The following is a 25,661-nucleotide window of genomic DNA, read 5'->3' on the forward strand; positions in this document are numbered from 1 at the left end:
ATTTTTAGGAGTGAAAAATGGCTTATTCAGACAAAGTACTAGATCACTATGAAAACCCCCGTAATGTGGGTTCTATGGACAAGAATGATCCAACAGTGGGTACCGGCATGGTAGGCGCGCCTGCTTGTGGCGATGTCATGAAATTACAGATCAAGGTGAATGAAAGCGGCATTATTGAAGATGCCAAGTTCAAGACCTATGGTTGCGGTTCTGCAATTGCTTCAAGCTCACTGGTAACAGAATGGATCAAGGGTAAATCCCTGGATCAGGTTATGGAGATCAAGAACTCCGATATCGCTGAAGAACTTGCATTACCTCCGGTCAAGATCCATTGCTCAGTATTGGCAGAAGACGCCATCCGTGCTGCAGTGGCTGATCTTAAGGCCAAGCAGGGTATCAGGGACGAGCAGGTAGCTTAAGGCTGGAATCATGGCAATTACTCTGACTCAAACTGCAGCCAAGCGGGTACAGACTTTTCTTGCCAATCGTGGCAAGGGCATAGGCCTGCGCTTGGGCGTCAAGACCACCGGCTGCTCAGGCATGGCGTACACCCTTGAATTTGTGGATGAATCTAATACCGAAGATATGATCTTTGAAAGCCACGGTGTTAATGTCATTGTGGACCCAAAGAGCCTCGCTTATATCGATGGCACTGAGTTGGATTTCGCCAAAGAAGGGTTGAACGAGGGGTTCAAGTTCAACAACCCGAACGTCAAGGATGAATGCGGCTGCGGCGAAAGCTTCACGGTGTAGTGCACAAGCTCGCCACCCGTTTTATCCTGGCTGCCATTGCTGAGGCTTTTGCGGCCAAGAGTCAGCCCTTTTCCCTAGACTGAACCGCAGATTGTGTCCAATTTCCTTAAAAACCATTTTGAGTTGCTAGGCCTTGCCCCTCGGTTTGCTATCGATCAGACGGTGCTCGACCAAAGCTACCGCACAATACAGGCTGAAGTACATCCGGACCGGTTTGCGGCTGGGTCATCGACAGAACGTATGCAGTCCATGCAATGGGCCACTCAGGCAAACGAAGCCTATCGCACATTAAAAAACCCCACGGCACGGGCACGCTATCTACTGCAATTGCAAGGTGTGGATACTGAGGAAGAAAATAACACGGCGATGCCCACTGAGTTTCTTATGTTGCAAATGGAATGGCGTGAACAAATGGCAGATGCCAGCCATGACCAAGACATCAGCACACTGGATGCCCTACTTCAGGAAATGCGCGGTAAGGCAGCAGAACTGCAAGCCGGACTGCAAATAGCACTGGATCAGGAACAGGCCTGGCAAACTGCTGCCGAGATAGTGCGCAAGCTCAGCTTCATCGACAAGATACGTCACGATGTGGAACACGAAATCACCAGGCTAGAAGACTAGCCCCAAGACAAGATCATGGCCTTATTACAAATATCAGAACCCGGAATGAGCACGGCTCCCCACCAGCACAGGCTGGCGGTGGGAATAGACCTGGGAACGACCAACTCACTGGTGGCCACCATTCGTAGCGGCCAGAGCACGGTACTGCTGGACGAACAAGGACATGCCCTGCTGCCCTCTGTGGTGCATTACCTTGAAGCAGGCAAGGTTGAGGTTGGCTACGCAGCGCAGTTGCAACAGAGCCTGGACCCGCACAATACCATCGTCTCGGCCAAACGCTTTCTAGGTCGCGGCCTCAAGGATATAGGCGACACCAGCCACTTGCCTTACCGCTTTGTAGAGGCGCCAGGTATGGTACAGGTGGAAACACGGGCCGGGATCAAGAGTCCGGTGGAAATTTCGGCGGAGATTTTAAAAAGTCTCAAATCACGCGCAGAAAAAGCCCTGGGTGGCGAATTGACAGGGGTGGTGATTACCGTGCCCGCTTACTTTGATGATGCCCAGCGACAAGCCACCAAGGATGCAGCCAGGCTGGCTGGCCTGAATGTGCTACGTCTGCTGAACGAGCCTACTGCTGCGGCTGTCGCTTATGGGCTTGATAACGCGTCCGAAGGTATTTACATTATTTATGATCTGGGTGGCGGCACATTTGATGTCTCCATCCTGCGCCTGTCCAAAGGTGTATTTGAAGTGCTATCCACCAATGGCGACTCTGCGCTCGGCGGCGATGACTTCGACCGGCGTATTTTCTGCTGGATACTGGAGCAATCCGGCACGCAATTACTGAACCCAGCTGACACGCGTCTACTGTTGACCAAGGCACGTGAAGCCAAAGAGTGGCTCACGGAGCACGCAAGCGCCAGCATCACGGCCTTACTCAGCGATGGCGCATTGATCAATCTGAGTTTAAGCCAGCAGACTTTCCAGGACTTGAGCAAACAATTGATCCAGCGCACCCTAACGCCGGTTCGTAAGGCTTTACGCGATGCACAACTGGATATCAGCGAGATCAAGGGCATCGTCATGGTCGGGGGTGCGACGCGCATGCCTCAAATCCGCCAGGCAGTGTCGCAGTTTTTTGGGCAGGAACCACTGACCAACCTTGATCCTGACAAAGTAGTCGCCCTGGGAGCGGCCATACAGGCTAATGTGCTGGCCGGTAACCGTAGCGATGATGACTTGCTTCTGCTGGATGTCATCCCACTATCCCTAGGTTTGGAAACCATGGGCGGCTTGGTGGAAAAAGTGATTCCACGCAACGCTACGTTGCCACTCGCCCGTGCGCAGGACTTCACCACGTTCAAGGATGGTCAAACCGCCATGAGCATCCATGTGCTGCAAGGTGAACGCGAACTGGTTACCGACTGTAGATCACTTGGTCAGTTTGAATTACGCGGCATTCCTCCGATGGCAGCCGGGGCTGCGCGCATTCGCGTGACTTTCCAGGTGGATGCAGATGGCCTGCTGTCCGTCTCTGCACGCGAGCAAACCAGCGACGTGGAAGCGAATATTGTGGTGAAACCGTCTTACGGATTGAGTGAAGACGCCATCATTGGCATGTTGCAGTCATCATTCAGCTCTGCCGCTGCAGATAAGGAAGCCCGGGCCCTGGCAGAAGCCAGGGTAGATGCTGCACGCTTGCTGGAGGCGATCGACGCCGCGCTGGTCAAAGATGGTGATACCTTGCTCAGCACCGAAGAAAAACAGGCCATCGTCTCTGAAATGTCCAAGCTGCGCGCACTAGCCTCGGCAGAAGACAGCACAGTGATACACAAGGCCGTAGAAAGCCTGAACCACGCCACCGAAATTTTTGCGGCACGCCGCATGGATGCCTCAGTCAGTCAGGCGCTGGCAGGACAAACGCTCAATACACTGGAAATCTAGGTCATGGCAAAAATTACTGTACTCCCCCATCCTGAGCTATGTCCGGAAGGCAAGACCTTTGAGGCACAATCCGACCGCTCCATCTGCCATAACCTGCACAAGCAGCATATTGAAATAGAGAATGCCTGTGGTGGGGTCTGCGCCTGCAGTACCTGTCATGTGTTGATCAAGGAAGGTTACAACTCCATGCCTGAACCTGATGAGAATGAAGAGGACATGCTGGATCAGGCATGGGGCTTGAGAGCGAATTCACGATTGTCATGCCAGGCCATTGTGGGCAAAGAGGACATCGTGGTTGAAATCCCGATCTACTCACTGAACCTGGCCAAAGAACCGCCACACTAGTAGGGTGAAAACAGCATAGCATCCACCAGGTGATGGATGTGCATACCATACAGATTATCAACCAAGTGTTGTTATGCCTGACTTAACTCCAGCTGCATATCCTTGATATAGGTACGTCCAGCCCGTTTGGCAGTATCAAAGCGCAACATGCCGGCAAAATCTGCTGCCGGTAAAGGACGGCTAAAGATATATCCTTGTAACTGATCACAAGACTGCGCACGCAGAAACTCAAGTTGCGCCTGATTCTCCACGCCTTCAGCCACCACCTTGATTTTAAGACTATGGGCCATCGCAATAATGGCCTGTGTAATCGCCGCATCATCGCTATCCTGAGGCACATCGCGTACAAACGACCGATCAATCTTGAGCGAGTCAATCGGAAAATGCTTGAGGTAGGCCAGCGATGAATAGCCGGTGCCAAAGTCATCAATCAACACATGCGTTCCCAGATCGCGGAAATGCTGCAGAATCTCACTGGCATGCTCAGCATTCTGCATGATCATGCTCTCGGTAATCTCAAGCTCCAGGCAATCCGCAGTCAGCCCGGTATCCATCAAGGCCTCACTAATCACCTCACGCAGGCTGTCTTCACGGAACTGACGCGCTGACAGGTTGACACCCACCCGGATCGGCCTGCCTGCAATAGACTGCCATTGATAAGCATCTTTACAGGCCTGGTTAATCACCCACGCCCCAATCTCAATAATCAGTCCCGTTTCCTCGGCAATCGGAATGAAATCCTGGGGAGAAATAGTCCCCAGCTCTGCACTGTTCCAACGTATCAACGCCTCAGCACCGACAATATATTGCCCGTGCACATCAAGCTTGGCCTGATACAACAACGTAAATTCCTCGCGCTCCATGGCACGGCGCAAGTTATTTTCCAGGATCAGGCGATCCACACTATGTGTATTGCTATCGGCTGAATAAAAATGGAAGGTATTCTTGCCATCATCCTTGGCCTTATACATGGCCATATCTGCATTTTTCAGCAGCGAGAAGATATCCACCCCATCTTCGGGATAAACGCTGATCCCGATACTGGCGCTGATATACAACTCCTGATTCATCAAAATAAAAGGCTGCGCCAGCGTATTCATGATCTTGCGGGCAACTCCACTCAAATATTGACTCTCGGTAAAATCTTCAAGCAACACCACAAACTCATCACCCCCCTGTCGCGCAACCGTATCGGTGAGCCGCAAGCAATCCTTGAGACGCTTGGCGGTTTCTTGCAGCAACATATCACCCGCCTGGTGCCCCAACGTATCATTGATGATCTTGAAACGATCAAGGTCGATAAACAGGACGCCAACCCGATTCTGATATCGTTGCGCACGCAGCAAGGCTAATTCCACACGCTCCTGCAACAGTGAGCGATTGGGCAAACCGGTCAGCGCATCATGCGTCGCCAGGAACTGCAGCCGCTCTTCCGACTGTTTACGCTGGCTAATGTCGCTCAACACGGCAACATAGTTCTGCAAGATGCCGTTGCTATCGTACAGCGTGCTAATGGAGACCCATTCGGGGTAATACTCGCCGCTCTTCTTGCGGGCCAGGATTTCTCCCATCCACTTGCCCTTGAGTTCTACAATGCTGCCAATCGGCTCATCGTCCTCTCCTCCGATCTCATCGAGCAAGCGCAAATGCGTACCTATCGTTTCATCCCGCTCATAGCCAGTGATATCAAGATAGGCCTGGTTGACGTCGAGGATATCCCGGTTGCTGTCAGCAATCAGGATACCTTCGGCCGTGTTTTCAAACACCTGTTTGGATAATCTCAGGCTGGCCTCGCCAGCCTTACGAGCAGTGATATCCAGCATCACCCCCACCAACTCCTGGGGCTTGCCAAATCGATTGGGAATCACCCGCACCATATCCTGGACCCAGACCGTACGGCCATCTGCTGCAATCATGCGGTAGTCGAACACATGGCTCTTAAGCTGGGCAGATTCTGCGCGGCAAAACTCAACCACCCAATCGCGGTCATCTGGATGAATGGTGTCATTCCAGAATGTGTCACTTCGTGTCCAGTCTGCAAGCGGATAGCCCATCAATACTTCCGCCTCCTGGCTAACAAAGGTGAAGACGCCTTCAGGCGTAGCACGCCACACAATAGCCTGCACCGATTCAACCAGCTCACGATATTCCGTCTGGCTTTGCAGTAGGGCAGTTTCAGCCTGTTTACGGCTACTGATATCAATAATCAGCACCACCACTTTTTCACTACCATCGCGGTAATTGGCAGCTGCCACCTCAATCGGTATAGGTTTACCGGACTTGCTGATACCCATTGCCTCATAGCGGCTGGGACTTTCAAGGCCCTGCATTCTCACGTGATATTGTTGTGCTACACGCTCCCTATCCATTGGATGGATCAAATTGAGGAAATCCGACCCCAGGGGAATATCACGGGCGTCATAGCCTCCAATTTTCCATACGGCTTCATTGGCATACGCAATTTTTCCGTGCTCAATCACCACGACACCTTCACCCGCGTCAGACTGAGCATTGATAAGTGCGTTATACAGTCCCAACTGGTTCTTGAGCCTGGTATCAACACGTAGCCTGCCGACATTCAACCCCGACAAGCCAACTCCAGTCGATACCGTGACCAGAACAAACAGCCAGTAATTCAGCAGATCAGTATTGGCCATCTGCATACTGAAATAGCCCTGATAGCCTGCCACCACCCAGAGGGCCGTGATTGAAATAAACAAAGAGGCAATGGCAGCTCCTCGCTGATGAAAACTCAAAGCAGCCCAGATCACCAGAGGAAAGACTAGGAATGCTTTTGCTTCGAGCGCCAGCAGGGAGTCGAGCCATACGCCGGTAAACGCAAACGCACCAATCACCACCAGAATCACCAGGAATATGATGGCCTCAGTAATCTTGGCCCTGCTCCATTGAATCGGCTCGTAGTAAAAACAGGCAAGGATGGCAGGGGTAAACAGGATAATGCTCAAGGCATCGCCCATCCACCACTGCAACCAGACATCAAACAATGCAGCAGCATGCACCATATCTGCCAGAAACAAGCTGGACAATGCCACGGTGGCACCTAATACCGGGCTGAATAATGCGCTCAGGCACATGACCGCCAGGAGATCCCGTAAACGCGTCATGGCCGGATCAAACTGCATCACATGCTTTAAAAGATAATTGGCCAACCAGGCACTGGCGATATTGCCTATGGCGATGGTCACCGCGACAATCAGAGGCAGGCCTACGCTAAATTCAGCAAACAAAGCACCTATGAGCAGGCCTGGCAGAAGTCGATTGCCGCCGATGATGAGCGTTGCCAGAGCAAACCCGGCTGGCGGCCAGATAAAGGTAGCGATAGTTTCCGGCACGCCAAATTGAATTGCGCTCTGCGCCAAGGCGAAATAGCAGAGGCCAATAAGCGCAATCGTCAGGAAATACCGTATCGGCCTACTCTTGGCGGCAGGCTGGTGGCTGGATATATACATAATTCAGATATTGTATTAGCAAAGTCCTACATCGCGCATCAATCTTCAATGCAAATAAAAAAGCCCGCGCTAGGCGGGCTGGGAATGCGCTGCAAATAATGCTAGAAGTTGTACTGCAACTGCATGCGCAAGACATCCGAATCGTACTTGGAGTAAGGCCTTGTGGAGAGATTGTTACGATCCAGCTTCGAGTAATACGCCGTAAATTCAATTTCAGGCACTGGCTGCCACTCAAAACCCGCTTCCCAATCATTAACATGGTTCTTAGGTGCATTGGTCTCGAACTTCTGTGCACCGTCAAAGTACTGCCACTTCACAAACGGAATCATCACACCATGGCCGTAGAAGTCCTTGATACGATACATTGCCTGGACATAACCACCATTCAGAGACTTTTCCTCGATTCTCGTACCGGCATCATTCAACTCAGGACCACGTCCCCAGTTCCACTCCGCCTGCAAGCCAAAAGGTTGTGGGTAGAGCACAGCATGTACACCTACACGCTGATCCTTAAACCCATCTTTCTTCGGAAACGTTGCATCTCCCCCAGTAGGCGTGCTTGTACTAGGCTTGAAAGTCCCGGAAATCGCCTGGATACCGGCTTCAAATATCTGGCCATTTTCGAACTTAACCGGATAGGTAAAACGTGATACCAAATGCAAATTGTCATTGTTTTCGGAACGGTTGGCACCGGTACCATTGTAAGCACCGAAGGCAAACACACCATAGTTGCCCGAACCCTTGAGGCCACTATCCACCAGATACTTGAACATTTCCTGCTTGTCTACCGGAGTCCAGTAGTAGAAAGCACCCAGGTCACGCTCGTCCTTACAGCAACTGTTCAAGGCATCGTTACGATCCAGAGCAATACGGTTCTGGCTAGACTGCAGATTCTCAAAGCTGTACGGAATCTTGGATTGACCAACGCGCAAACGGTGCACACGATCCTTGGTCAGGTAAATGTCACCATAAGCATCGCGCAACTGGGCAATATTGCCGGTATTGTCAGCGCTGCCAGTGCGGCTGGCAAAGTCAGGCTGGATGTAATAGGACAGGCGTTCACCAATATCACCCGAGAAAATCAGGCGCATACGGCGGATCATGAAGTTGGTATTCTCACCGATGGAGCGGTCACCCTGGTGGGCAATTTCCCTGTCGCCACCAATAACCGGGTTGCTACGAATTTGCACATAACCACGCACCTTCATAGTGTCCGACCAATTCTTGCTGGCTGGCTTTGGCGCAGGTCCCATGGCGATCTTGTCCAGCTTGTCTTCCAGCTCACGCTGTTTCAGCTCCAGATTCTGCTTCATTTCAACCAGGTCAATGCCAGCGGCATTATCGTTAGGTGCGCCTGCAGCGGATGCATCGACTGATTTAAATGTGCCCATCTTCACCCGGTTAGCGCCAGGCTCGGAGAAAATCTGTTTGGTATTGGAATCCACATACAATTCCAGAGTTTGTGAAGAATCTGCCATTGCAGTGGCAGACGCCATGGTCAGCAAAGCGGCCATTACAGCTGCGTTTATGTTCATTGTCCCTGTTGTCATCACAATCACTTTAATAATGCACTGATAAATTCGGCATCAACCTGTATTGATACCTCCCATGCTTGGCAGCTATCGCCACCAACATCAACCACGTCAGGTTATTGACCTGCTCATAGTGGTATGGCGTGCAGTATGTGCATGCAATGTGACTATCTTATGTATGAAAAATGACAACTTTGTGACAAACAGAATCTGGCAAATACCAAGAAAGAACTATGAATTAAAAAAACTTTGGATTATTTTCATCAAATCTTCATGATTTAACTGCATGATACGGTGCAATTTTTTCCATTTACTTGCAAAAACTTACATTCTTTAACAAATTGATTTTTATCAAAACATAAAAAATTATCTATAATAATCATATTTATACGGAACAAAATAATTGCATCCATGTCTGTTTTTAAGACTGAATCTGATTAAATCACCTAAACATCAATTTGATTTTAACTAACTGGGGTAATCCAATATATGTATAAACACCCACTCAAAGACCGCGAAAAAATGTCTCCACAAGAAGCATTGGCCATCTTGCTGGAAGGTAATGAACGTTTTACTCAGAATATTTCGGCGCATCGAGACCTGTTGAATGTCGTCAACATCACCAAGGACAAGCAGCATCCTTTTGCTGCCATCTTAAGTTGCAGCGATTCCCGTACCTCAACTGAACTGATTTTCGACCAGGGGTTGGGAGATCTATTCAGTGTGCGCCTGGCAGGCAATATCGCATCCAGAAAAGCCATCGGCAGCCTGGAATACTCATGCAAATATCTGGGCAGCAAGCTCATCGTGGTGCTGGGCCATAGTGGTTGCGGCGCAATCAAAGCCGCTTGTGATGGCTTTTCCGGCGGACATATTGGTGAAATCACCAAGATGATTTTTCCTGCCGTGGAAGCAGAAAAAACCGTCAAAGAAAACCGTACCTCAGAAAATGTCACGTTTGTGGAGCATGTGTGCGACCTCAACGTAAAAACGCAAATTGATACCATCTGGAACTCAAGCGAAATACTGCGCGATCTGCTTAACCGCGGTGAAATCGGCATTGTTGGCGGTGTTTATGATCTTCAGACGGCTCAGGTAAGTTTTCCTGACCAATACCAGATATTCAATGCGGATCATCCACTTGTTCAAAACTGAGCAAGCTGACATCAGCTTAATTATTAATTTCAGGATTTCATTGCAATGACAAGCCAAACCGTCGCGCCTTCAGTTCCGAAGGGTAGTTTTAGCAAGGATTTTTTTGCCTCCATTGTTGTATTCCTGGTAGCAGTACCACTTTGTTTGGGTATTGCTATCGCGTCTGGGCTTCCTCCCACTGCAGGCATTATCACCGGGATTATTGGTGGCCTGATTGTAGGCAGCATCTCCGGCTCGCCATTAACCGTCAGCGGCCCAGCGGCAGGCCTGGTCGTGATTGTCGCCGATATTGTGGCTGAGTATGGCATTGCCATCTATGGCATGATCGTCTTGCTGGCAGGCTTGGTACAAGTACTGGCTGGCGTGTTCAAGCTCGGTGTCTGGTTCCGTGCCATTTCCCCCGCGGTAATTCACGGCATGCTGGGCGGTATTGGTGTGCTCATCATAGGTTCACAATTTCATATCATGCTGGACAGGGATCCCCTCTCCAACGGTATCAAGAACCTGATGGATATCCCCAATGCATTGATCGAAACATTTGAAGTGCATGGCGGCAACATTTACGCAGCCTCGATCGGCCTGCTGACCATCACATCGATCGTGCTCTGGACAAAATATGCACCAACCAAGCTGAAGCTGATCCCTGGCGCCCTGATAGGTGTAGTCCTGTCTGTCATCGTTGCCAATCTGTTCAACTTTGATATCAAGTATCTGACAGACCTGTTTGATGGCCCTACCAACCTGCAGAACATTCTGGGCACCATCGTCACACCGACACTGGGAATTGCTCAGTCATCCATGACTGGTGGCGTAATCGTGGCAGTACTGTCCCTGGCATTTATTGCCAGTGCAGAATCCTTGCTGTCATGCGCTGCCGTTGACCAGATGCATCAAGGCGCCCGCACCAAGTATGATAAAGAGTTGATGGCTCAAGGTATTGGTAACACAATTTGCGGCTTTCTCAGCGCGTTGCCGATGACGGGGGTGATTGTACGATCCAGCGCCAACGTTGAAGCAGGTGCCACCAGCCGTGCCTCGACCATCATGCACGGCTTATGGCTGTTGTTATTTATCAGTGTGTTCCTGTTCACGCTTGAGTACATCCCGGTCGCCACTCTGGCTGCCGTGCTGGTATATACAGGCTACAAGCTGGCTTACCCCAAGGTAGCCAAGCAACTGCTGGTTTACGGCAAACCTGAACTGGCGATCTATATCATCACCATTATCACCATCGTCAGCTTCAATCTGCTGGCAGGTGTTATCACTGGTTTAGCCTTGTCGATTGCCAAGCTTCTCTATGTGTTTGCCCATGTCTCGATCAAGGCAGAACATCAAGCCGCCAATAAAACCATCCTGCACCTCAAAGGCTCGGCGACCCTGCTGGGTATTCCTAAACTGGTGGCAGTGCTGGACAAACTGGAAACAGGGCGCGATATCCATGTGCAGTTTGAGCATCTTGAGTATATCGACCATGCCTGCATCGAGTTGCTGAATGGCTGGCAGAAGCAATATGAACTGACCGGCGGCAAAGTCACCATAGAGTGGGATAGCCTGATCAGCAAATATCACTCCAAAGAAGATGCCGCGATTCAGGGTTCCTGATGCAGCATTGATATAGCCTCAATAAAAAGCCCCTGTGACAGGGGCTTTTTTTACGGTTGTTATCAGCTTTTATGACGCCGATTGAATCCGCTTGACCTTGGAGCTTTCTTCCGAAGATAAGGAGGCAATATCTCCTGAGAGTTCACCCCCCTCTTCAATGAAAATCTTGCCATAACGAATCTTGCCACTGACACGCCCTGTGGCATGAATAATCAGCTGGCTACGCGCCGTAAGCTCACCATCGAAATTGCCGTGTACTTCTGCCACATCAATCCCCACCTTGCCAGAAAAAGACCCTTCCGCAGCAATCTGGATGACGCGGCTATCCATGGTCGCTTCTACACGGCCTTCCACGACTAGGATATCGCAGTCCTGAATTTCAGCGCCTTTGAGCTTAACGTCAGGCCCGACAATCAGGCGGCTACCAGTGTGCACATCGGCATGCACAGAGGGTGCTGGCTTGGGCTCCTGTTTTGGGGTACTGGCAGAGGCTACTGCAGCCATATGGCCAGGAATTGGGGATGGTTCAGACTTGGTGTTCAGCGGCGCAGGTGAAACTGGGGAGCTGATTGGGTTGGAATGTGGGCTTGAAGTTTGATTGCGACTAAAAAGACCTTGCTTGTTTAACATAAGGGAAACCTCTCTCTGGACTAAAAACAGATTCACATGACAGCGAATCCAGACTCAGTGGTGTTAGCAAAGCTCATGCCGACAATAAAAAATCGCTAATAATCATCCTGATAGGAAATACAATTAAGAATCAGCAAGAGAATCCGGCCTGAATCGTCGCTCAACTACGACGTTGATACTGTATCGGGTAAGCCTATACAGCATCCGCCACCATCACCGGCAAAGCAGTGACAACCGCTCCCAGACAAGCTAGATGCCAGATAAGGCCAAGCAGCCAAACTTCGCTTTACCCGCACCGTTACATCATCCTACGTCAAACCCGGCTGTCGCCGAGAGGCAACATACCCTCAAGCATCTCCCATAAAAAAGGCCGGAAAATCCGGCCTGGGGTTTAGTGTTCTGGTCGCATATGCGGGAACAGGATCACATCTCGAATGCTAGGGCTATCCGTCAGCAGCATCACCAGGCGATCAATTCCTATGCCACAACCACCAGTCGGAGGCATGCCATATTCAAGCGCACGGATGAAATCTGCATCGTAATACATGGCTTCATCATCCCCAGCTTCCTTGGCTGCCACTTGTGACTGGAAGCGTGCTGCCTGGTCTTCAGCGTCGTTCAACTCCGAGAAACCATTGGCAATCTCTCGACCGGTGATAAATAACTCATAACGCTCAGTGATGGCAGGGTCTGTATCCGAGGCACGCGCCAAGGGAGAAACTTCGACCGGATAATCAATAATATAGGTAGGTTCCCACAACTGGCTTTCTGCGGTTTCTTCAAACAAAGCCAGTTGTAGCGCCCCCAAGCCAAGGTGCGCAAAGGCTTCCACACCAAACTTCTTCAGCTCCTGACGCAAGAAAGCCTGATCGGTTAACTGTGCCAGGGTGTAGTCAGGCGCATATTTCTGGATCGCACCCACGATGGTGAGACGCTGGAATGGTTTAGCCAGATCCAGTTCTCGCCCTTGGTATTGCACAATGGCTGAGCCACAGGCTGCAATCGCTGCCGCACGGATACAGTGTTCAGTGAAGTCCATCAGCCACAGGTAATCGGTATAGGCCGCATAGAACTCCATCATGGTGAATTCCGGGTTATGGCGAACACTGACGCCCTCATTGCGGAAATTACGGTTGATCTCGAATACACGATCAAAACCACCCACTACCAGGCGCTTCAGGTATAGCTCAGGGGCAATACGCATATACATCTGCATATCCAGCGCATTGTGATGCGTGATAAACGGCTTGGCAGAAGCACCGCCAGGAATGGGGTGCAGCATCGGGGTTTCCACCTCCAGGAACTCATGGCTCAGCATGAAAGCTCGAATAGCCGCCACGATCTTACTGCGCGCCACAAAAGTAGCCCGGGTTTCCTCTGAAACAATCAGGTCCACATAACGTTGACGATACTTGGTTTCCTGATCAGCCAGGCCGTGGAATTTTTCTGGCAATGGACGTAACGACTTGGTCAACAGGCGCAACTCGCTCACCTTGACCGAAAGCTCACCCGTCTTGGTCTTGAACAATACGCCGCGAGCCGCCACGATATCGCCCAAGTCCCACTTCTTGAACGCATCATAGAGTTCTTCACCAATGTTTTCCCGGGTGACGAATACCTGGATGCGACCACTTTTATCCTGCACTGTGGCAAAGCTGGCTTTACCCATCACTCGCTTGAGCATCATGCGGCCAGCAATCGCCACCTGAACCGCTTGTGCCTCCAGGGCTTCGCCCTCCTGCGCATCATAGAGATCATGCAGACTTTGTGAGACATGCTCTGGTTTGAAATCGTTGGGGAAAGCTACACCCTTGTCACGAATGGCCTTGAGCTTTTCGCGCCGCTCGGCAATGACATGGTTCTCATCCTGCGCCACGTGGACCGCTTCACTGGCCACCTTTGAATTTTCTGCTTCGCTCACCCTTACACTCCCTGCTTCAAACTTTCAGAAATAAATGGATCTAGGTCACCATCAAGCACGCCCTGGGTATTGCCAACTTCGACATCGGTACGCAAATCCTTGATACGCGACTGGTCTAGTACATAAGAGCGAATCTGGTGACCCCAGCCGATATCGGTCTTGGAGTCTTCCATCGCCTGCTTTTCTTCGTTGCGCTTGCGCAGTTCCAATGCATACAACTGCGCTTTCAACATATTCATCGCCTCATCCTTGTTACGATGCTGCGAGCGGTCATTCTGGCACTGCACGACAGTATTGGTCGGCAAGTGGGTAATACGCACAGCTGAATCGGTCTTGTTGATGTGCTGCCCACCCGCACCAGAGGCCCGATAGGTATCAATCCGCAAATCAGCAGGGTTGATCTCTACCACGATGGAGTCATCAACCTCGGGGTAGACAAAGACACTGGCAAAAGAAGTATGGCGGCGATTGCCGGAGTCAAAAGGCGACTTGCGCACCAGGCGATGTACACCACTCTCGGTACGCAGGAAGCCATAGGCATAATCACCAGAAATCTTCAGCGAAGCGCTCTTGATACCCGCGACATCGCCCTCTGACTCCTCCAGCACCTCAACCTTGAAGCCTTTGTTTTCGCAATAGCGCAGATACATGCGTAACAGCATGGAGGCCCAGTCCTGGGCCTCGGTACCACCAGAACCAGACTGGATATCCAGGAAGCAGTTATTGGGATCCATGGGATGGGAAAACATGCGGCGGAACTCCATTTCCCCCACAATTTTCTCCAGCGCCTGAGTATCACTGTCGATACTGAGCAAGGTGCTGTCGTCATCTTCCTCGCGCGCCATCTCAAACAGCTCACGACTATCACGCACGCCGTTATCTACATCCAGCAATGACTTGACGACAAACTCCAGCTCCCGACGCTCTTTGCCCAGCTTCTGCGAGCGCTCGTTATCGTTCCATATACTAGGATCTTCAAGCAGCTGGGAAACTTCCTCTAAGCGTTGTTGCTTGGTTTCGAAGTCAAAGATACCCCCGAAGGGCCTGGTGACGCTCGACCAGATCGTCAAGACGATGGGCGATGATATTGAGTTGTTCCGCTTCCATGAAAAATGTCCGAACCTGCTGAATTCAAAACAGGCAATTATACATTATTGCCTGCGTGCCAGCCTCGCCCTTCTCACCCCCGCACAATACCCATGATTGCAGTTATGTATTCCCCCTATTGGCTTTTCCCTACAATCATTGGACTCAGTCCCCCCCAAGGAAAAATAATGCCCTCAGCCCCCAAGCGACTCCATCTTGCATCAGTAGTTATCACAACACTGGCGTGTGCCACGCCTGCACATGCCTTGCTTAACGGCACCCCCACCACAGACTTTGATCTGGTAGGCCAGATTGTGGGCGGCGCAGATGGCGTACTGATTGCACCTAATTGGGTATTAACCGCCGGGCATGCAGCCACTACCGACAAGTTGTTTTCATCAGGTGCTGGCTCAGCCATGATAGACAAGAAATTCGTCCTGCCTAACTATAACTTCCCCGGAAACGACCTGGCCCTGCTGCATTTATCCACCGCGATTGACAACGTCCCATTTACGCCACTAAACCTGACATATATAGAAGCGAATATTGTGGATCAATACGGCACTGTGACGCTGGCCAATGCAAGCGGCAATGGCAACGGACACTATGTCGAAACTACCCTGGTAAACGCCTATAACTATGCTGGTAGCTATTATGTACATTGGATTGTGGCAGACAAAAGTGCCTCTGGCAGCCCCATAGTGCAAGGCGGCGACAGTGGTAGCGCCTTATATCTGGGGGCTTCCGATACAGCATCCCCTGTGCTGGGAGGCATTGCATCGGCCATTTGCATGACCAACAAATCCTGCTACGTACAACCTACCGCCTACCGGGACTGGCTGGATATCACCATGATGCGGTATGTGCCGACCAACCCGGATGAAGTCCCCAAACAATCATTGCAGTGGGTGGAAACAGGCAGCCTGATGGGCAATACACCAAGCACAGGCACTCTCACCATCACATCCGTCCCTGAACCCGCAAGCGCACTGTTAGTCATCTCAGGCATGCTGCTACTGGGCTGGAGACAATCCCGATTACGATAACAACATTCTCTTGATGATCTGATGATCAGGATTGGGATCGCTTTCATGGTGGTTGAATAGCCATGCCCATGAGGAAAAGACAGTAGGCAAAATGGCATTTTTGCTGAATTGTCACAAACATGAAACAATTCATCTCTATATTTGCCACGTTGCCAAAAAACCGGGCCTCCTCTAGCGCCTGATGCAACATTTGATCAATCCACGGAGCCTATATGCAATCCAAATTTGTTCCAACCCAGTTATTGAAGGTAGCAGGTGTTGCTGCCCTCGTTGCTGCTGCGTTCTCTATCCCACACGCAGATGCAGCCGATAAAAACGACATTATCCGTATTGACGGTTCCAGCACTGTGTACCCCATCACCGAAGCGGTTGCCGAAGATTTCCAGAAAGCCAAGCGCATCAAGGTAACCGTTGGCATCTCAGGCACTGGTGGTGGCTTCAAGAAATTCTGCCGTGGTGAAACTGATATTTCAGAAGCGTCCCGCCCTATCCTGTCCAAGGAAATGGAAGCCTGTAAGGCGGCCGGGATCGAATATATCGAACTGCCAGTGGCTTATGATGCATTGACTGTCGTGGTCAATCCGAAGAATTCCTTCATCAAGAGCCTCACTGTTGAGGAGCTGAAGAAACTGTGGGAACCTGAGGCTCAGGGCAAGATCAAGACCTGGAAGCAAGTCAATGCCAGCTGGCCTGACACTCCGGTCAAGCTGTTCGGAGCAGGTTCTGACTCCGGTACCTTTGATTACTTCACTGAAGCCATCGTCGGCAAGGCAAAATCCAGCCGCGGTGACTTTACTGCCTCTGAAGATGACAACGTACTGGTGCAAGGTGTAGCCAGTGATATAGCCGCTACCGGTTATTTTGGCTTTGCCTACTATGAAGAAAACAGCACGCGTGTAAGAGCTGTACCTATTGTGGCAAAAGCTGGCGCACCCGCCGTCCTGCCATCGCGTGAAACCGTCATGAACGGGACTTACCAGCCATTATCACGTCCATTGTTTATTTATGTCAGCGCGAATGCTGCCAAGAACAATCCTAACGTGAAAGCCTTCGTTAATTTCTACCTGGCCAATGCCAAGGCACTGGTTGAGGAAGTAAAGTACATTCCCTTGCCAGCCAATGAATATGCTGCAGTGAATGAGCATTGGAAAGCCATGAAAGTGGGTACCGGTTTTGGTGGCGAGCCTGAAGTAGGCGTCAAGATCACCGACCTCCTCAAGCGGATCAAATAGCAGATGAATCCTGGAAAGTGACTGAACCGTCACTTTCCAGCATCGCATGCATTGCCCCAATTCCGTTACAATGCACGGATTATTAACGTGAACATGACCACTCAAGTGTTACAAAAGCCCATAGATCTGCCTATTAGTCCGCGCTTAGCCAAGAATGTACGCCGTCACGTTCTTGAGCGCGTCATTGAATTCATTCTGATGCTGGCAGCGCTTTCCGCTGTCGCCACCACCATCGCGATCGTCGTGATCCTGCTGTATGAATCACTCAGCTTTTTTGAGCATGTTTCCATCATTGATTTCCTGACCGACACACAATGGACACCATTGTTTGAGGACGCCCACTACGGCATCCTGCCACTTGTTTCCGGCACACTGACAACATCTGCCATTGCACTTGGCGTGGCGATCCCTCTAGGCACCATAGGCGCAATTTATCTGTCAGAATTTGCCTCGCACCGCACCCGTGAAATCGTCAAGCCTATCCTGGAACTGCTGGTAGGCGTCCCTACCGTGGTATTTGGTTATTTCGCGTTGCTGTTTGTCACGCCATTGTTGCAAATGATTTTCCCTGAACTGCCTGGCTTTAATATGTTGGGCCCAGGCATTGTCATGGGCATCATGATCATCCCTTATATCAGTTCCGTGGCTGAAGATGCCATGCGTGCTGTGCCGATGAGCATGCGCGAAGGGTCTTACGCCATGGGCGCTACCCGCTTCCAGACGGCAGTCAGGGTGGTTACCCCGGCTGCAATCTCCGGCATTATCGCGGCCTATATCCTGGGTATCTCACGGGCGGTGGGTGAAACCATGGTCGTGGCCCTGGCAGCTGGTCAGCAACCCAACCTAACTTTCAACCCGATGGAAAGCGCTGCCACCATCACCGCTTATATTGTGCAAGTGGCCATGGGTGACCTGCCACACGGCAGCATCGGCTATCAGAGCATTTTTGCTGCGGGCCTGGTCCTGATGCTCATGACCCTGGTATTCAACATCCTCGGCCATATCACCCGCAAGAAATTCCGCGAGACATACTAACATCATGACAACACAAGCCTCTGTATTAGCCAACCTCGCCGAAGTGCGGGCCATGATCCGCCGCCACAAGCGCAATGACTTTATTTTTTCCATTATCGGTTTGCTGGCCCTGATGGTGGGCCTGTTGACCCTGCTGATATTGTTTGTAGACCTGGTATCAGATGGTTATCAACGCTTTAACCTGGAATTCCTCAGCAACTACCCTTCGCGCCGCGCAGGCAATGCTGGCTTGCTTTCGGCCTGGGTAGGCTCTTTACTGGTCATGCTGGTGACCTTTTTCTCAGCGGTGCCTATGGGCGTTGCCGCTGGCGTCTACCTGGAAGAATACGCCCCCAAGAACTGGTTCTCCGACCTGATCGAGATCAACGTCACCAATCTGGCTGGTGTCCCTTCCATCGTATACGGCCTGCTGGCACTCAGCCTGTTCGTATATGGCCTGGGCCTGGGTGAAAGCATACTGACAGCAGGTTTGACCTTGGGTCTATTGATCCTGCCTATCGTCATCGTGGCAACGCGCGAATCCATTCGTGGTATCCCGGTGGCGATTCGCGAGGCGGCTTACGCGGTGGGTGCCACCAAATGGCAAGTCGTATTCCACCATGTATTGCATTACTCATCAGGCGGTATCCTGACTGGCATTATCATCGGCATGGCCCGTGCACTAGGCGAAACGGCACCTATCATTACCATAGGTGCGCTCACCTTCATTGCCTTCCTGCCACCATCGCCCATTACCGAAGCAGCTCCTTTCATCAACTTTGAATGGCTAAGCTCAGGCTTTACTGTGCTACCTATCCAGATGTTCAACTGGCTATCACGCCCGGATCACGCCTTCCACATCAATGCAGCTGCCACAGGGGCACTGATTATTGTTGTGACCCTGTTGATGAATGGCACCGCCATCTGGTTGCGCTATCGCATCCGCAAGAACATCAAGTGGTAATACAACCAGCATTGCCCTTATTACTACGCAGACAAAAATCGAATCAGGATATTTAACTCATGGTTACAACAACTAGCCCGATCAAAGCCGAATCCCGCGACCTGAACTTTTACTACAGCAATGGTCACAAGGCGCTCAAAGGCATCACCATGCCTTTATACGAAAAGCGCATCACCGCCTTGATCGGCCCTTCAGGCTGTGGAAAATCCACATTCCTGCGCTGTTTCAACCGCATGCACGACCTCTACCCTGGCAATAGCTATGAAGGCCAGATCGTCATGCATCCGGATAACACCAACATCCTAGATAACGGCGTAGACCCGATTGAAGTACGCATGCGTATCAGCATGGTGTTCCAGAAGCCCAACCCATTCCCGAAATCCATCTATGAAAACGTGGCCTACGGCCTGCGCGTTCGTGGCGAACGCAACAAGCGTGCAGTGGATGACAAGGTGGAAGAGGCGCTAAAGGGCGCTGCACTCTGGGATGAAGTGAAAAATCGCCTGCATGACCTGGCATTCAACCTGTCTGGCGGCCAGCAACAACGTCTGTGTATTGCACGTGCACTGGCCACTGATCCCGAAATCATGCTTTTTGATGAGCCAACATCAGCCTTGGACCCAATTGCCACCGCCAATATCGAAGAACTGATGTCGGAACTGCGCAACAAGCTCACCATCCTGGTGGTGACCCACAACATGCAACAAGCAGCGCGGGTTTCTGACTACACCGCCTATATGTATCTGGGCGAATTGATTGAATATGATGATACTGATCGTATTTTCACCAACCCAAGCCGCAAGGAAACTGAAGACTACATTACTGGCAAGTTCGGTTAAGTCCTTCTAGACCATTGCAGATTAAAGCCGGAGCCATCCGGCTTTTTTGTTTCCGTCCAGAAGCAATATTTTCTTTATTAATGCGCAGTAATTCTTAAAGATACTCCAGCGAATAAAAGGAGAATGATTCTTGATTGCAATCTATGCCAGCTGTTAGCATAGCGCTTTTCTCTGCATCGTATCCAGGATCATGTCTGGCTCCCTCGTTACCGAATTACTCGAGTCGTACCGCGAATTGCGCCATTACCTGCGCGGACGACTGCGTAATATCGACGATGCCGCAGACATCGCACAAACCAGTTTTGAGCGTGTTTATCGTTATGCCACACCAGCCAGCGGTGACACCCCCCATATAGAATCGCCACGCGCCTTATTGTTCAAGGCAGCGCATCACATCTGCATCAATCTGGCACGCCATGACAAAATTGTGCTCGATTGGCTCAACGAACGCAGCCAGATTGATGCGCACCCGACATCCCCCTCTACAGAGTTGCTCGTCTCGCATCGCCAATTGCTGCAACAGATTGTGAGCCACCTTGAAATCATGCCAGCGCGGCGGCGTGATGTATTTCTGCTATTCCGCGTATATGGTTACAGCCGGGAGGAAATCGCAGAGCATCTAAAGATCACTGAATCTGCGGTTGCCAAACATGTGGTGCGCTCGACACTGGACTGCGCAGCGGTCTTTGCTGAAGTCCGCCAGGCATTGTCAGAGCATCATGAGTAAGGCCTGCGCCCGACACCCGCTATGACTCAACATCACACCACACCTCTGGTCAAACATGCGCTCACTTTGCTTGCACGTATGGAAATTGAGCCCGAAGCAAGCGCACGTGCCATCCAGATACAACTGGCAGCATGGCGCAATCTATCCGGCATGCATGAAGCCGCTTATCAGGAAGCATGCCGCCAACTGGAATCTCTGTCCACGTTGGCACCACAGCTGCGTCAACAATTTGACGAACCCGCAGCAAGCAGGACAACACCGCGCAAACAGCGTCAGTCTCTGCTGGCATGGGGTGCACTGACAATCTGTTGTGCGGCACTGGTCAAGGCTGGTATCTGGTATTGGCATCAGCCCGTATTTGAGGCTGATTACCAGACTGACATTGCCCAGATACGAGAAGTCTCCTTGCCCGATGGCAGCAAGCTCGCCATCAATGCCAAGTCGCATTTACATGTTGCCCTGTATCGCCAGAAGCGGCTTGTCAGCCTTGACCAAGGCGAAGCCCGGTTTGAAGTCAGCCCGAACAAGAAGCGACCATTCCATGTTGAAACCCGAGCAGGCGATGTCGAAGTGATTGGTACTATCTTTACCGTACGCGATCGCGGCACCAGCGTGACCGTCAACGTTGAACAAGGCCATGTGCGTTTCCACCATCTCGCCCCAGAAAATAGCGCTAAAAAAGAAATCTATGACCTGGTCGCCAACGAGCAATTATTGATCAAGAACGGTACTGTCAGCCTTGGCAAAGCCCAGGCACAAGATGCATCAGCCTGGCGCTCTGGCTGGCTGGTGTTCAATGATACTCATCTGGAAGATGCTGTCCCTGTCATCAATGCATTCCGTCACCAACCATTGACTCTGGCAGATGAAGCAACTGCCAGACTGCGTTTGACCGGGCGTTTCCGTACACACGACCAACACTCCCTGGAGCAGGCCTTACCTGCGATCCTTCCTGTTACCATCCAATCAAAAGCTGACCATACGCTGACACTCAAGGCAAAGTGATCACGTACATCACAAGGATTGATCAATCATTTTCATTCAGCTGTCTCCGTTTTAAACGCTCAACTGTCTTCCCTGATGTAATGACCATAGCGCCACCTCAATCTTTAGGGATCACAACATAATGAAAAACGGCTTTCACTACCGTCCTGCCATTGGCAGCATCCTCCTGTCACTTGCATGTACCAGCGGACTATTCAGCCTGGCTCCAAGCCTGGTAACCGCCGCAGAGACCTCGCCTGTCAGCATCAATATCACAGCCCAACCCCTCGCCTCTGCCATCACCAATCTATCCAGACAAACTGGCATCCAGATTTTCAGTGATGGCAAACTGCTGGCAGATAAAACCGCTCCCGCCATCAATGGCCACATGAGTGTGCAACAAGCGCTCGATAAATTACTGACAGGCACTGGCCTGAATGCTCTCAACAACGGTAAGGGCTACATCATTAAAAAGGAAGAGGCTGTTCCCCAGTCTTCATTACCTGAGGTCAGCGTCTCTTCCAGCAGCATTCAGCTCGGCAATGAAGGGCTTGCAACACAGGGTTACCACACCCAACATGCCTCTGTGGCCGGGTTCAATCACCAGGCCTTAATCGATACGCCCTATTCCGTCAAAGTCATTCCGCAAGCCCTGATCCAGAACCATTTCATCGAGAATCTAGGCAACCTGGAACGTTACGATGCCAGCGTTGCAAACTCCGGCTATAACCCAGGCTGGTATAGCGCACCAGAAATACGTGGCTTGTCGCTGCACAACACCAGCAACTACCGATATAACGGACTGATGCTGGTGAACCAGCAGGTTACCGGACTGGAAAACAAGGAGCGTGTAGAAATCTTGAAAGGGCTCTCGGCATTACAAGCTGGTTTCGGATCACCGGGTGGCCTGATCAACTATGTGACGAAACGACCAACACCTGCTTCAGTGAACCTGGTGAACTTCTCAATCAATCAATATGGCAATACCAAGGTGCACAGTGACCTGAGCCGTAGAAATGAAAGTGGCACTTTCGGCATTCGCCTGAATGCTGCCGTGGAACGCCAGAAGTCCTACATCCGCGCCCCAGGCAGCGATCGCCATTTCGTCAGTCTGGCCACCGATTGGCTATTAACCGACGCCACCACTTTTCAACTCGATTTCGAACACGAAAAGAGAGACGAGATCAACCAGCCAAACTTCCCCGTCACAACCACGGGGCAACTCCCCTCCCACATCAATCCAAGACGTTTCCTGGGGCAGAACTGGGCAAGTTACCCCACTGAAATGAATATTCTCAGTGGCAAACTTGAACACACATTGAATGACAATTGGTCTGTGCTGGCAGAGTTTAATTGGGGACGCCAAAAACGTGACCAAAGCGCCATGAACCTTGAGACTCTGCAACCGAATGGTGATGTCAGTTTCAATTTTTTTGAATCACCCAATCAGCAGCAGGATTTCCTCAATACACGGCTGTCGCTGAACGGTACCTTCAACACAGGTCCATTCAGACACAATATTGCAGTAGGCCTCTCATCCCATCGTTTCAAGTATCGCTATGACGAATACTTCTGGGGGCCATTAAGTGTGACAAGCACCAACTTGTATCGTCCTGTTCGCTTTTCCAACCCGCACCTGGCCACGGGCATCAACTACCTGGTCTATCGCAAGGATGAGCGTGGCGTGTTCCTCAATGATGTCGTGTCCTTGCATGACCAGTGGGAGCTGCATCTCGGTGGTCGCTATACCCAGCGCGACACCAGGGAATACAACCCGGATGGTAGTCCAGGTAACCACTATGACAAGAATGAATTTACTCCCAATGTCGCACTGCTATTCAAACCACGCCAAGATGTGACAGTGTATGGAAGCTATATGGAAGGACTGGAGGATGGCGGTACCGCGCGCACAGGCACCACTAACCAGTTCAAACAACTGGCACCGCTGAAGAGCAAGCAATGGGAAACCGGGGTCAAAACCCAGATCAACCCATACCTACTCGCAGAGTTTGCCATCTTCAGGATAGAGCGCCCGGCCGAATTCATCAATGATTCCAACACTTTCGTTCAATCAGGTGGCAGGGTGCATAAAGGTATTGAGGTTGGCCTGACGGGTAAGCTCTCCCCGGAATGGACTTTATTTAGTAGTGGAATGCTGCTTGATGCAAAGTTTGAGGAAACAGGTGACGCGGCCACTAAAGGACAACGCCCAACCGCCACACCAAATCACCGTGTTGTCATTACCAGTGAATATGCCCCTACTGCGTTATCAGGCTGGACATTTGTCGGCAACTGGAGCCACACGGGCGCCATGCAGACCAGCGATAGCAATACCACTGAATCCACCGATGCTTATGATTTGTTTGCGATTGGTGCCCGCTACAACCACGTCTTCGGCAACACACCCACCACCATGCGTTTATATGTAGACAATCTCTTTGACAAACGCTACTGGTCAAACGTGAGCTACGGATTCCTGACACCAGGCGCACCCCGTACTGCCATGGCCAGCATCAGCTTCCAGTTTTAACTGATTCATGAGATCAGCAGCCGACACTTATGTGTCGGCTTTTTTATTAGCTACAACCTGATCTTCATCCATAACGCTCGATTCCCAGGTCATCATGCCTGATGTCACCTTGACGACCAGAGAGGATATCAGCGAGCAGCTTTCCTGACCCGCATGCCATGGTCCAACCCAATGTACCGTGGCCAGTATTCAAGTAGAGATTGGGCAAATGGCTAGCCCCTACAATCGGCGTGCCGTCTGGGGTCATTGGACGTAATCCAGCCCAGAAGCTGGTTGTCGAGAGGTCAGCCGCACCAGGGAACAGGTCATTGACGATCATTTTCAATGTGAGCTCACGTCTTGGACTAAGTTGTCGGTCAAAACCAACCAGCTCCGCCATGCCCCCGACACGGATACGGTTGTCAAAGCGGGTCACCGCGGTTTTATAACTTTCATCCAGTACTGTTGACACTGGAGCATAAGCTTCATTGATAATCGGCACGGTAATGGAATATCCCTTGACCGGATACACAGGCAAATCAACGATCCCGCGCAACATGTTTGTGGAATAGGCTCCCAGGGCAACCACATAGGCATCCGCTTGCAAGCGTTGCTCGCCCACCACGACAGCAGAGACTCTGCCTGCCGAAGTTTCCAGGTGACTGACTGTTTGCTGGTAGAGAAACCGCACGCCTTGGCTGGCAGCCATCTCAGCCAAACGCGTGGTGAAGAGGTGACAATCCCCAGTTTCATCCCTGGGCAACCACAAACCACCGGCCAACCTATGCTGCACGTGAATCAACGCTGGCTCTGCCTTGATCAGCAACTCTCTGGGTAGCAACTCAAAAGGCACGTGCGCAAAACGCAACACCTCGATATCCCGTACCGCACCATCTAGTTGCTCCTGAGTACGAAATAGCTGCAATGTACCGCGCTGACGTGCCTCATAGGCAATACCAGTCTCATCCCGCAACATATCCAGGCAGTCCCGGCTATATTCGGCAAGACGCACCATCCGCTCTTTATTCAGCTCATAACGTGCGGGATTGCAGTTTTGCAGGAGCTGCCATATCCACTGCAGCTGCTGCCAGCTGCCATCCGGGCGCACAAACAGGGGAGCGTGACGCCTGAACATCCATTTCAGCGCCTTGAGCGGAATCCCTGGAGCAGCCCAGGGCGTGGAGTAGCCAGGAGAAACCTGCCCGGCATTGGCAAAGCTGGTTTCCAGCGCTGGACCAGGCTCACGATCCAACACCGTCACTTGATGCCCGGCTTGCATCAAATACCATGCAGTGGTGACACCAATGACGCCGCTACCGACAACCATCACATGCAAGATAATGC

The 25,661-nt window shown here is 51.2% G+C and carries 21 protein-coding genes; 15 read left to right on the plus strand and 6 right to left on the minus strand.

The genetic code is table 11. The annotated features are described in order from the left end of the window. The first annotated feature begins 17 nt into the window (after positions 1 to 17). From iscU to fdx, 5 genes are all read left to right on the plus strand, one after another. Positions 18 to 419: a Fe-S cluster assembly scaffold IscU gene (gene iscU, locus LG201_RS06480; protein ID WP_226771341.1), complete on the plus strand. Its 402-nt coding sequence runs from the start codon at positions 18 to 20 to the stop codon at positions 417 to 419. 10 nt (positions 420 to 429) lie between these two features. Beyond that, the gene (gene iscA / locus LG201_RS06485; RefSeq protein ID WP_226771342.1) at positions 430 to 753 is read left to right on the plus strand and encodes an iron-sulfur cluster assembly protein IscA; all 324 of its coding nucleotides are present in this window, start codon (positions 430 to 432) and stop codon (positions 751 to 753) included. Between the two features lie 93 nt (positions 754 to 846). Then, positions 847 to 1,377, plus strand: coding sequence for a Fe-S protein assembly co-chaperone HscB (hscB, locus tag LG201_RS06490; protein WP_226771343.1), 531 nt, complete (start codon positions 847 to 849; stop codon positions 1,375 to 1,377). Between the two features lie 15 nt (positions 1,378 to 1,392). Continuing rightward, positions 1,393 to 3,261: a Fe-S protein assembly chaperone HscA gene (hscA, locus tag LG201_RS06495; protein ID WP_226771344.1), complete on the plus strand. Its 1,869-nt coding sequence runs from the start codon at positions 1,393 to 1,395 to the stop codon at positions 3,259 to 3,261. A gap of 3 nt (positions 3,262 to 3,264) precedes the next feature. Beyond that, positions 3,265 to 3,606: an ISC system 2Fe-2S type ferredoxin gene (fdx, locus tag LG201_RS06500; RefSeq protein ID WP_226771345.1), complete on the plus strand. Its 342-nt coding sequence runs from the start codon at positions 3,265 to 3,267 to the stop codon at positions 3,604 to 3,606. Between the two features lie 71 nt (positions 3,607 to 3,677). On the opposite strand, the gene LG201_RS06505 is transcribed toward fdx, so the two are convergent. Both LG201_RS06505 and LG201_RS06510 read right to left on the minus strand, forming a co-directional pair. After that, positions 3,678 to 7,076, minus strand: a complete 3,399-nt coding sequence (locus tag LG201_RS06505; protein ID WP_226771346.1) for a bifunctional diguanylate cyclase/phosphodiesterase — start codon at positions 7,074 to 7,076, stop codon at positions 3,678 to 3,680. A 101-nt stretch (positions 7,077 to 7,177) separates the two neighbouring features. Continuing rightward, positions 7,178 to 8,611: a porin gene (locus tag LG201_RS06510; RefSeq protein ID WP_226771347.1), complete on the minus strand. Its 1,434-nt coding sequence runs from the start codon at positions 8,609 to 8,611 to the stop codon at positions 7,178 to 7,180. Between the two features lie 486 nt (positions 8,612 to 9,097). Between LG201_RS06510 and LG201_RS06515 the strand changes: the two genes are divergently transcribed. Together LG201_RS06515 and LG201_RS06520 are read left to right on the plus strand one after the other, a co-directional pair. Further along, positions 9,098 to 9,763 (plus strand): carbonic anhydrase, encoded by a 666-nt coding sequence (locus LG201_RS06515; RefSeq protein WP_226771348.1) that lies wholly within the window; start codon positions 9,098 to 9,100, stop codon positions 9,761 to 9,763. Positions 9,764 to 9,808: 45 nt separating this feature from the next. Beyond that, complete coding sequence (locus LG201_RS06520; protein WP_226771349.1) at positions 9,809 to 11,365, plus strand: SulP family inorganic anion transporter; 1,557 nt, start codon at positions 9,809 to 9,811, stop codon at positions 11,363 to 11,365. A 69-nt stretch (positions 11,366 to 11,434) separates the two neighbouring features. Here LG201_RS06520 and LG201_RS06525 read toward each other — a convergent pair whose 3' ends face one another. The 3 genes from LG201_RS06525 to prfB all read right to left on the minus strand — a co-directional run bounded on the left by LG201_RS06525 (position 11,435) and on the right by prfB (position 15,023). Further along, entirely contained in the window at positions 11,435 to 11,995 is a 561-nt protein-coding gene (locus LG201_RS06525) for a bactofilin family protein (protein ID WP_226771350.1), read from the minus strand. A gap of 391 nt (positions 11,996 to 12,386) precedes the next feature. Further along, complete coding sequence (lysS, locus tag LG201_RS06530) at positions 12,387 to 13,916, minus strand: lysine--tRNA ligase (RefSeq protein ID WP_226771351.1); 1,530 nt, start codon at positions 13,914 to 13,916, stop codon at positions 12,387 to 12,389. Between the two features lie 2 nt (positions 13,917 to 13,918). After that, positions 13,919 to 15,023 (minus strand): peptide chain release factor 2 gene (gene prfB / locus LG201_RS06535; RefSeq protein WP_226771352.1). Its coding sequence is split into 2 segments (ribosomal slippage): positions 13,919 to 14,941 and positions 14,943 to 15,023, totalling 1,104 coding nucleotides; the frame shifts between segments, so codons are not numbered across the junction. A 167-nt stretch (positions 15,024 to 15,190) separates the two neighbouring features. Here prfB and LG201_RS06540 point away from each other — a divergent pair. The 8 genes from LG201_RS06540 (at position 15,191) to LG201_RS06575 (ending at position 24,338) form a co-directional block, all read left to right on the plus strand. Next, the gene (locus LG201_RS06540; RefSeq protein ID WP_226771353.1) at positions 15,191 to 16,048 is read left to right on the plus strand and encodes a trypsin-like serine protease; all 858 of its coding nucleotides are present in this window, start codon (positions 15,191 to 15,193) and stop codon (positions 16,046 to 16,048) included. 212 nt (positions 16,049 to 16,260) lie between these two features. After that, on the plus strand, positions 16,261 to 17,280 hold the full coding sequence (locus tag LG201_RS06545) for a PstS family phosphate ABC transporter substrate-binding protein (protein WP_226771354.1): 1,020 nt from the start codon (positions 16,261 to 16,263) through the stop codon (positions 17,278 to 17,280). Between the two features lie 93 nt (positions 17,281 to 17,373). Next, entirely contained in the window at positions 17,374 to 18,315 is a 942-nt protein-coding gene (gene pstC, locus LG201_RS06550) for a phosphate ABC transporter permease subunit PstC (RefSeq protein ID WP_226771938.1), read from the plus strand. A gap of 4 nt (positions 18,316 to 18,319) precedes the next feature. Further along, entirely contained in the window at positions 18,320 to 19,258 is a 939-nt protein-coding gene (gene pstA, locus LG201_RS06555; protein ID WP_226771355.1) for a phosphate ABC transporter permease PstA, read from the plus strand. Positions 19,259 to 19,317: 59 nt separating this feature from the next. Then, entirely contained in the window at positions 19,318 to 20,097 is a 780-nt protein-coding gene (gene pstB / locus LG201_RS06560) for a phosphate ABC transporter ATP-binding protein PstB (RefSeq protein ID WP_226771356.1), read from the plus strand. Between the two features lie 190 nt (positions 20,098 to 20,287). Continuing rightward, positions 20,288 to 20,824 (plus strand): RNA polymerase sigma factor, encoded by a 537-nt coding sequence (locus LG201_RS06565; RefSeq protein ID WP_226771357.1) that lies wholly within the window; start codon positions 20,288 to 20,290, stop codon positions 20,822 to 20,824. A gap of 21 nt (positions 20,825 to 20,845) precedes the next feature. Continuing rightward, a complete protein-coding gene (locus LG201_RS06570; protein ID WP_226771358.1) occupies positions 20,846 to 21,829 on the plus strand; it encodes a FecR family protein in 984 nt (327 codons plus the stop codon). 121 nt (positions 21,830 to 21,950) lie between these two features. Continuing rightward, entirely contained in the window at positions 21,951 to 24,338 is a 2,388-nt protein-coding gene (locus LG201_RS06575; protein ID WP_226771359.1) for a TonB-dependent siderophore receptor, read from the plus strand. Positions 24,339 to 24,402: 64 nt separating this feature from the next. Here the strand turns inward: LG201_RS06575 and LG201_RS06580 are convergent, their stop codons facing one another. Continuing rightward, positions 24,403 to 25,653, minus strand: a complete 1,251-nt coding sequence (locus tag LG201_RS06580; RefSeq protein WP_226771360.1) for a D-amino acid dehydrogenase — start codon at positions 25,651 to 25,653, stop codon at positions 24,403 to 24,405. Positions 25,654 to 25,661: the final 8 nt, after the last annotated feature.

Source organism: Methylobacillus gramineus, assembly GCF_020532675.1.
GTDB classification, from domain to species: Bacteria; Pseudomonadota; Gammaproteobacteria; order Burkholderiales; family Methylophilaceae; genus Methylobacillus; species Methylobacillus gramineus.

Bases quoted from the DNA above. Each gene is read 5' to 3' on its own strand.
- iscU (WP_226771341.1), top strand. From the start codon at position 18: ATGGCTTATTCAGACAAAGTACTAGATCACTATGAAAACCCCCGTAAT.
- iscA (WP_226771342.1), top strand. From the start codon at position 430: ATGGCAATTACTCTGACTCAAACTGCAGCCAAGCGGGTACAGACTTTT.
- hscA (WP_226771344.1), top strand. From the start codon at position 1,393: ATGGCCTTATTACAAATATCAGAACCCGGAATGAGCACGGCTCCCCAC.
- fdx (WP_226771345.1), top strand. From the start codon at position 3,265: ATGGCAAAAATTACTGTACTCCCCCATCCTGAGCTATGTCCGGAAGGC.
- LG201_RS06505 (WP_226771346.1), bottom strand. From the start codon at position 7,076: ATGTATATATCCAGCCACCAGCCTGCCGCCAAGAGTAGGCCGATACGG.
- LG201_RS06510 (WP_226771347.1), bottom strand. From the start codon at position 8,611: ATGAACATAAACGCAGCTGTAATGGCCGCTTTGCTGACCATGGCGTCT.
- LG201_RS06515 (WP_226771348.1), top strand. From the start codon at position 9,098: ATGTATAAACACCCACTCAAAGACCGCGAAAAAATGTCTCCACAAGAA.
- LG201_RS06520 (WP_226771349.1), top strand. From the start codon at position 9,809: ATGACAAGCCAAACCGTCGCGCCTTCAGTTCCGAAGGGTAGTTTTAGC.
- LG201_RS06525 (WP_226771350.1), bottom strand. From the start codon at position 11,995: ATGTTAAACAAGCAAGGTCTTTTTAGTCGCAATCAAACTTCAAGCCCA.
- LG201_RS06540 (WP_226771353.1), top strand. From the start codon at position 15,191: ATGCCCTCAGCCCCCAAGCGACTCCATCTTGCATCAGTAGTTATCACA.
- LG201_RS06545 (WP_226771354.1), top strand. From the start codon at position 16,261: ATGCAATCCAAATTTGTTCCAACCCAGTTATTGAAGGTAGCAGGTGTT.
- pstC (WP_226771938.1), top strand. From the start codon at position 17,374: ATGACCACTCAAGTGTTACAAAAGCCCATAGATCTGCCTATTAGTCCG.
- pstA (WP_226771355.1), top strand. From the start codon at position 18,320: ATGACAACACAAGCCTCTGTATTAGCCAACCTCGCCGAAGTGCGGGCC.
- pstB (WP_226771356.1), top strand. From the start codon at position 19,318: ATGGTTACAACAACTAGCCCGATCAAAGCCGAATCCCGCGACCTGAAC.
- LG201_RS06565 (WP_226771357.1), top strand. From the start codon at position 20,288: ATGTCTGGCTCCCTCGTTACCGAATTACTCGAGTCGTACCGCGAATTG.
- LG201_RS06570 (WP_226771358.1), top strand. From the start codon at position 20,846: ATGACTCAACATCACACCACACCTCTGGTCAAACATGCGCTCACTTTG.
- LG201_RS06575 (WP_226771359.1), top strand. From the start codon at position 21,951: ATGAAAAACGGCTTTCACTACCGTCCTGCCATTGGCAGCATCCTCCTG.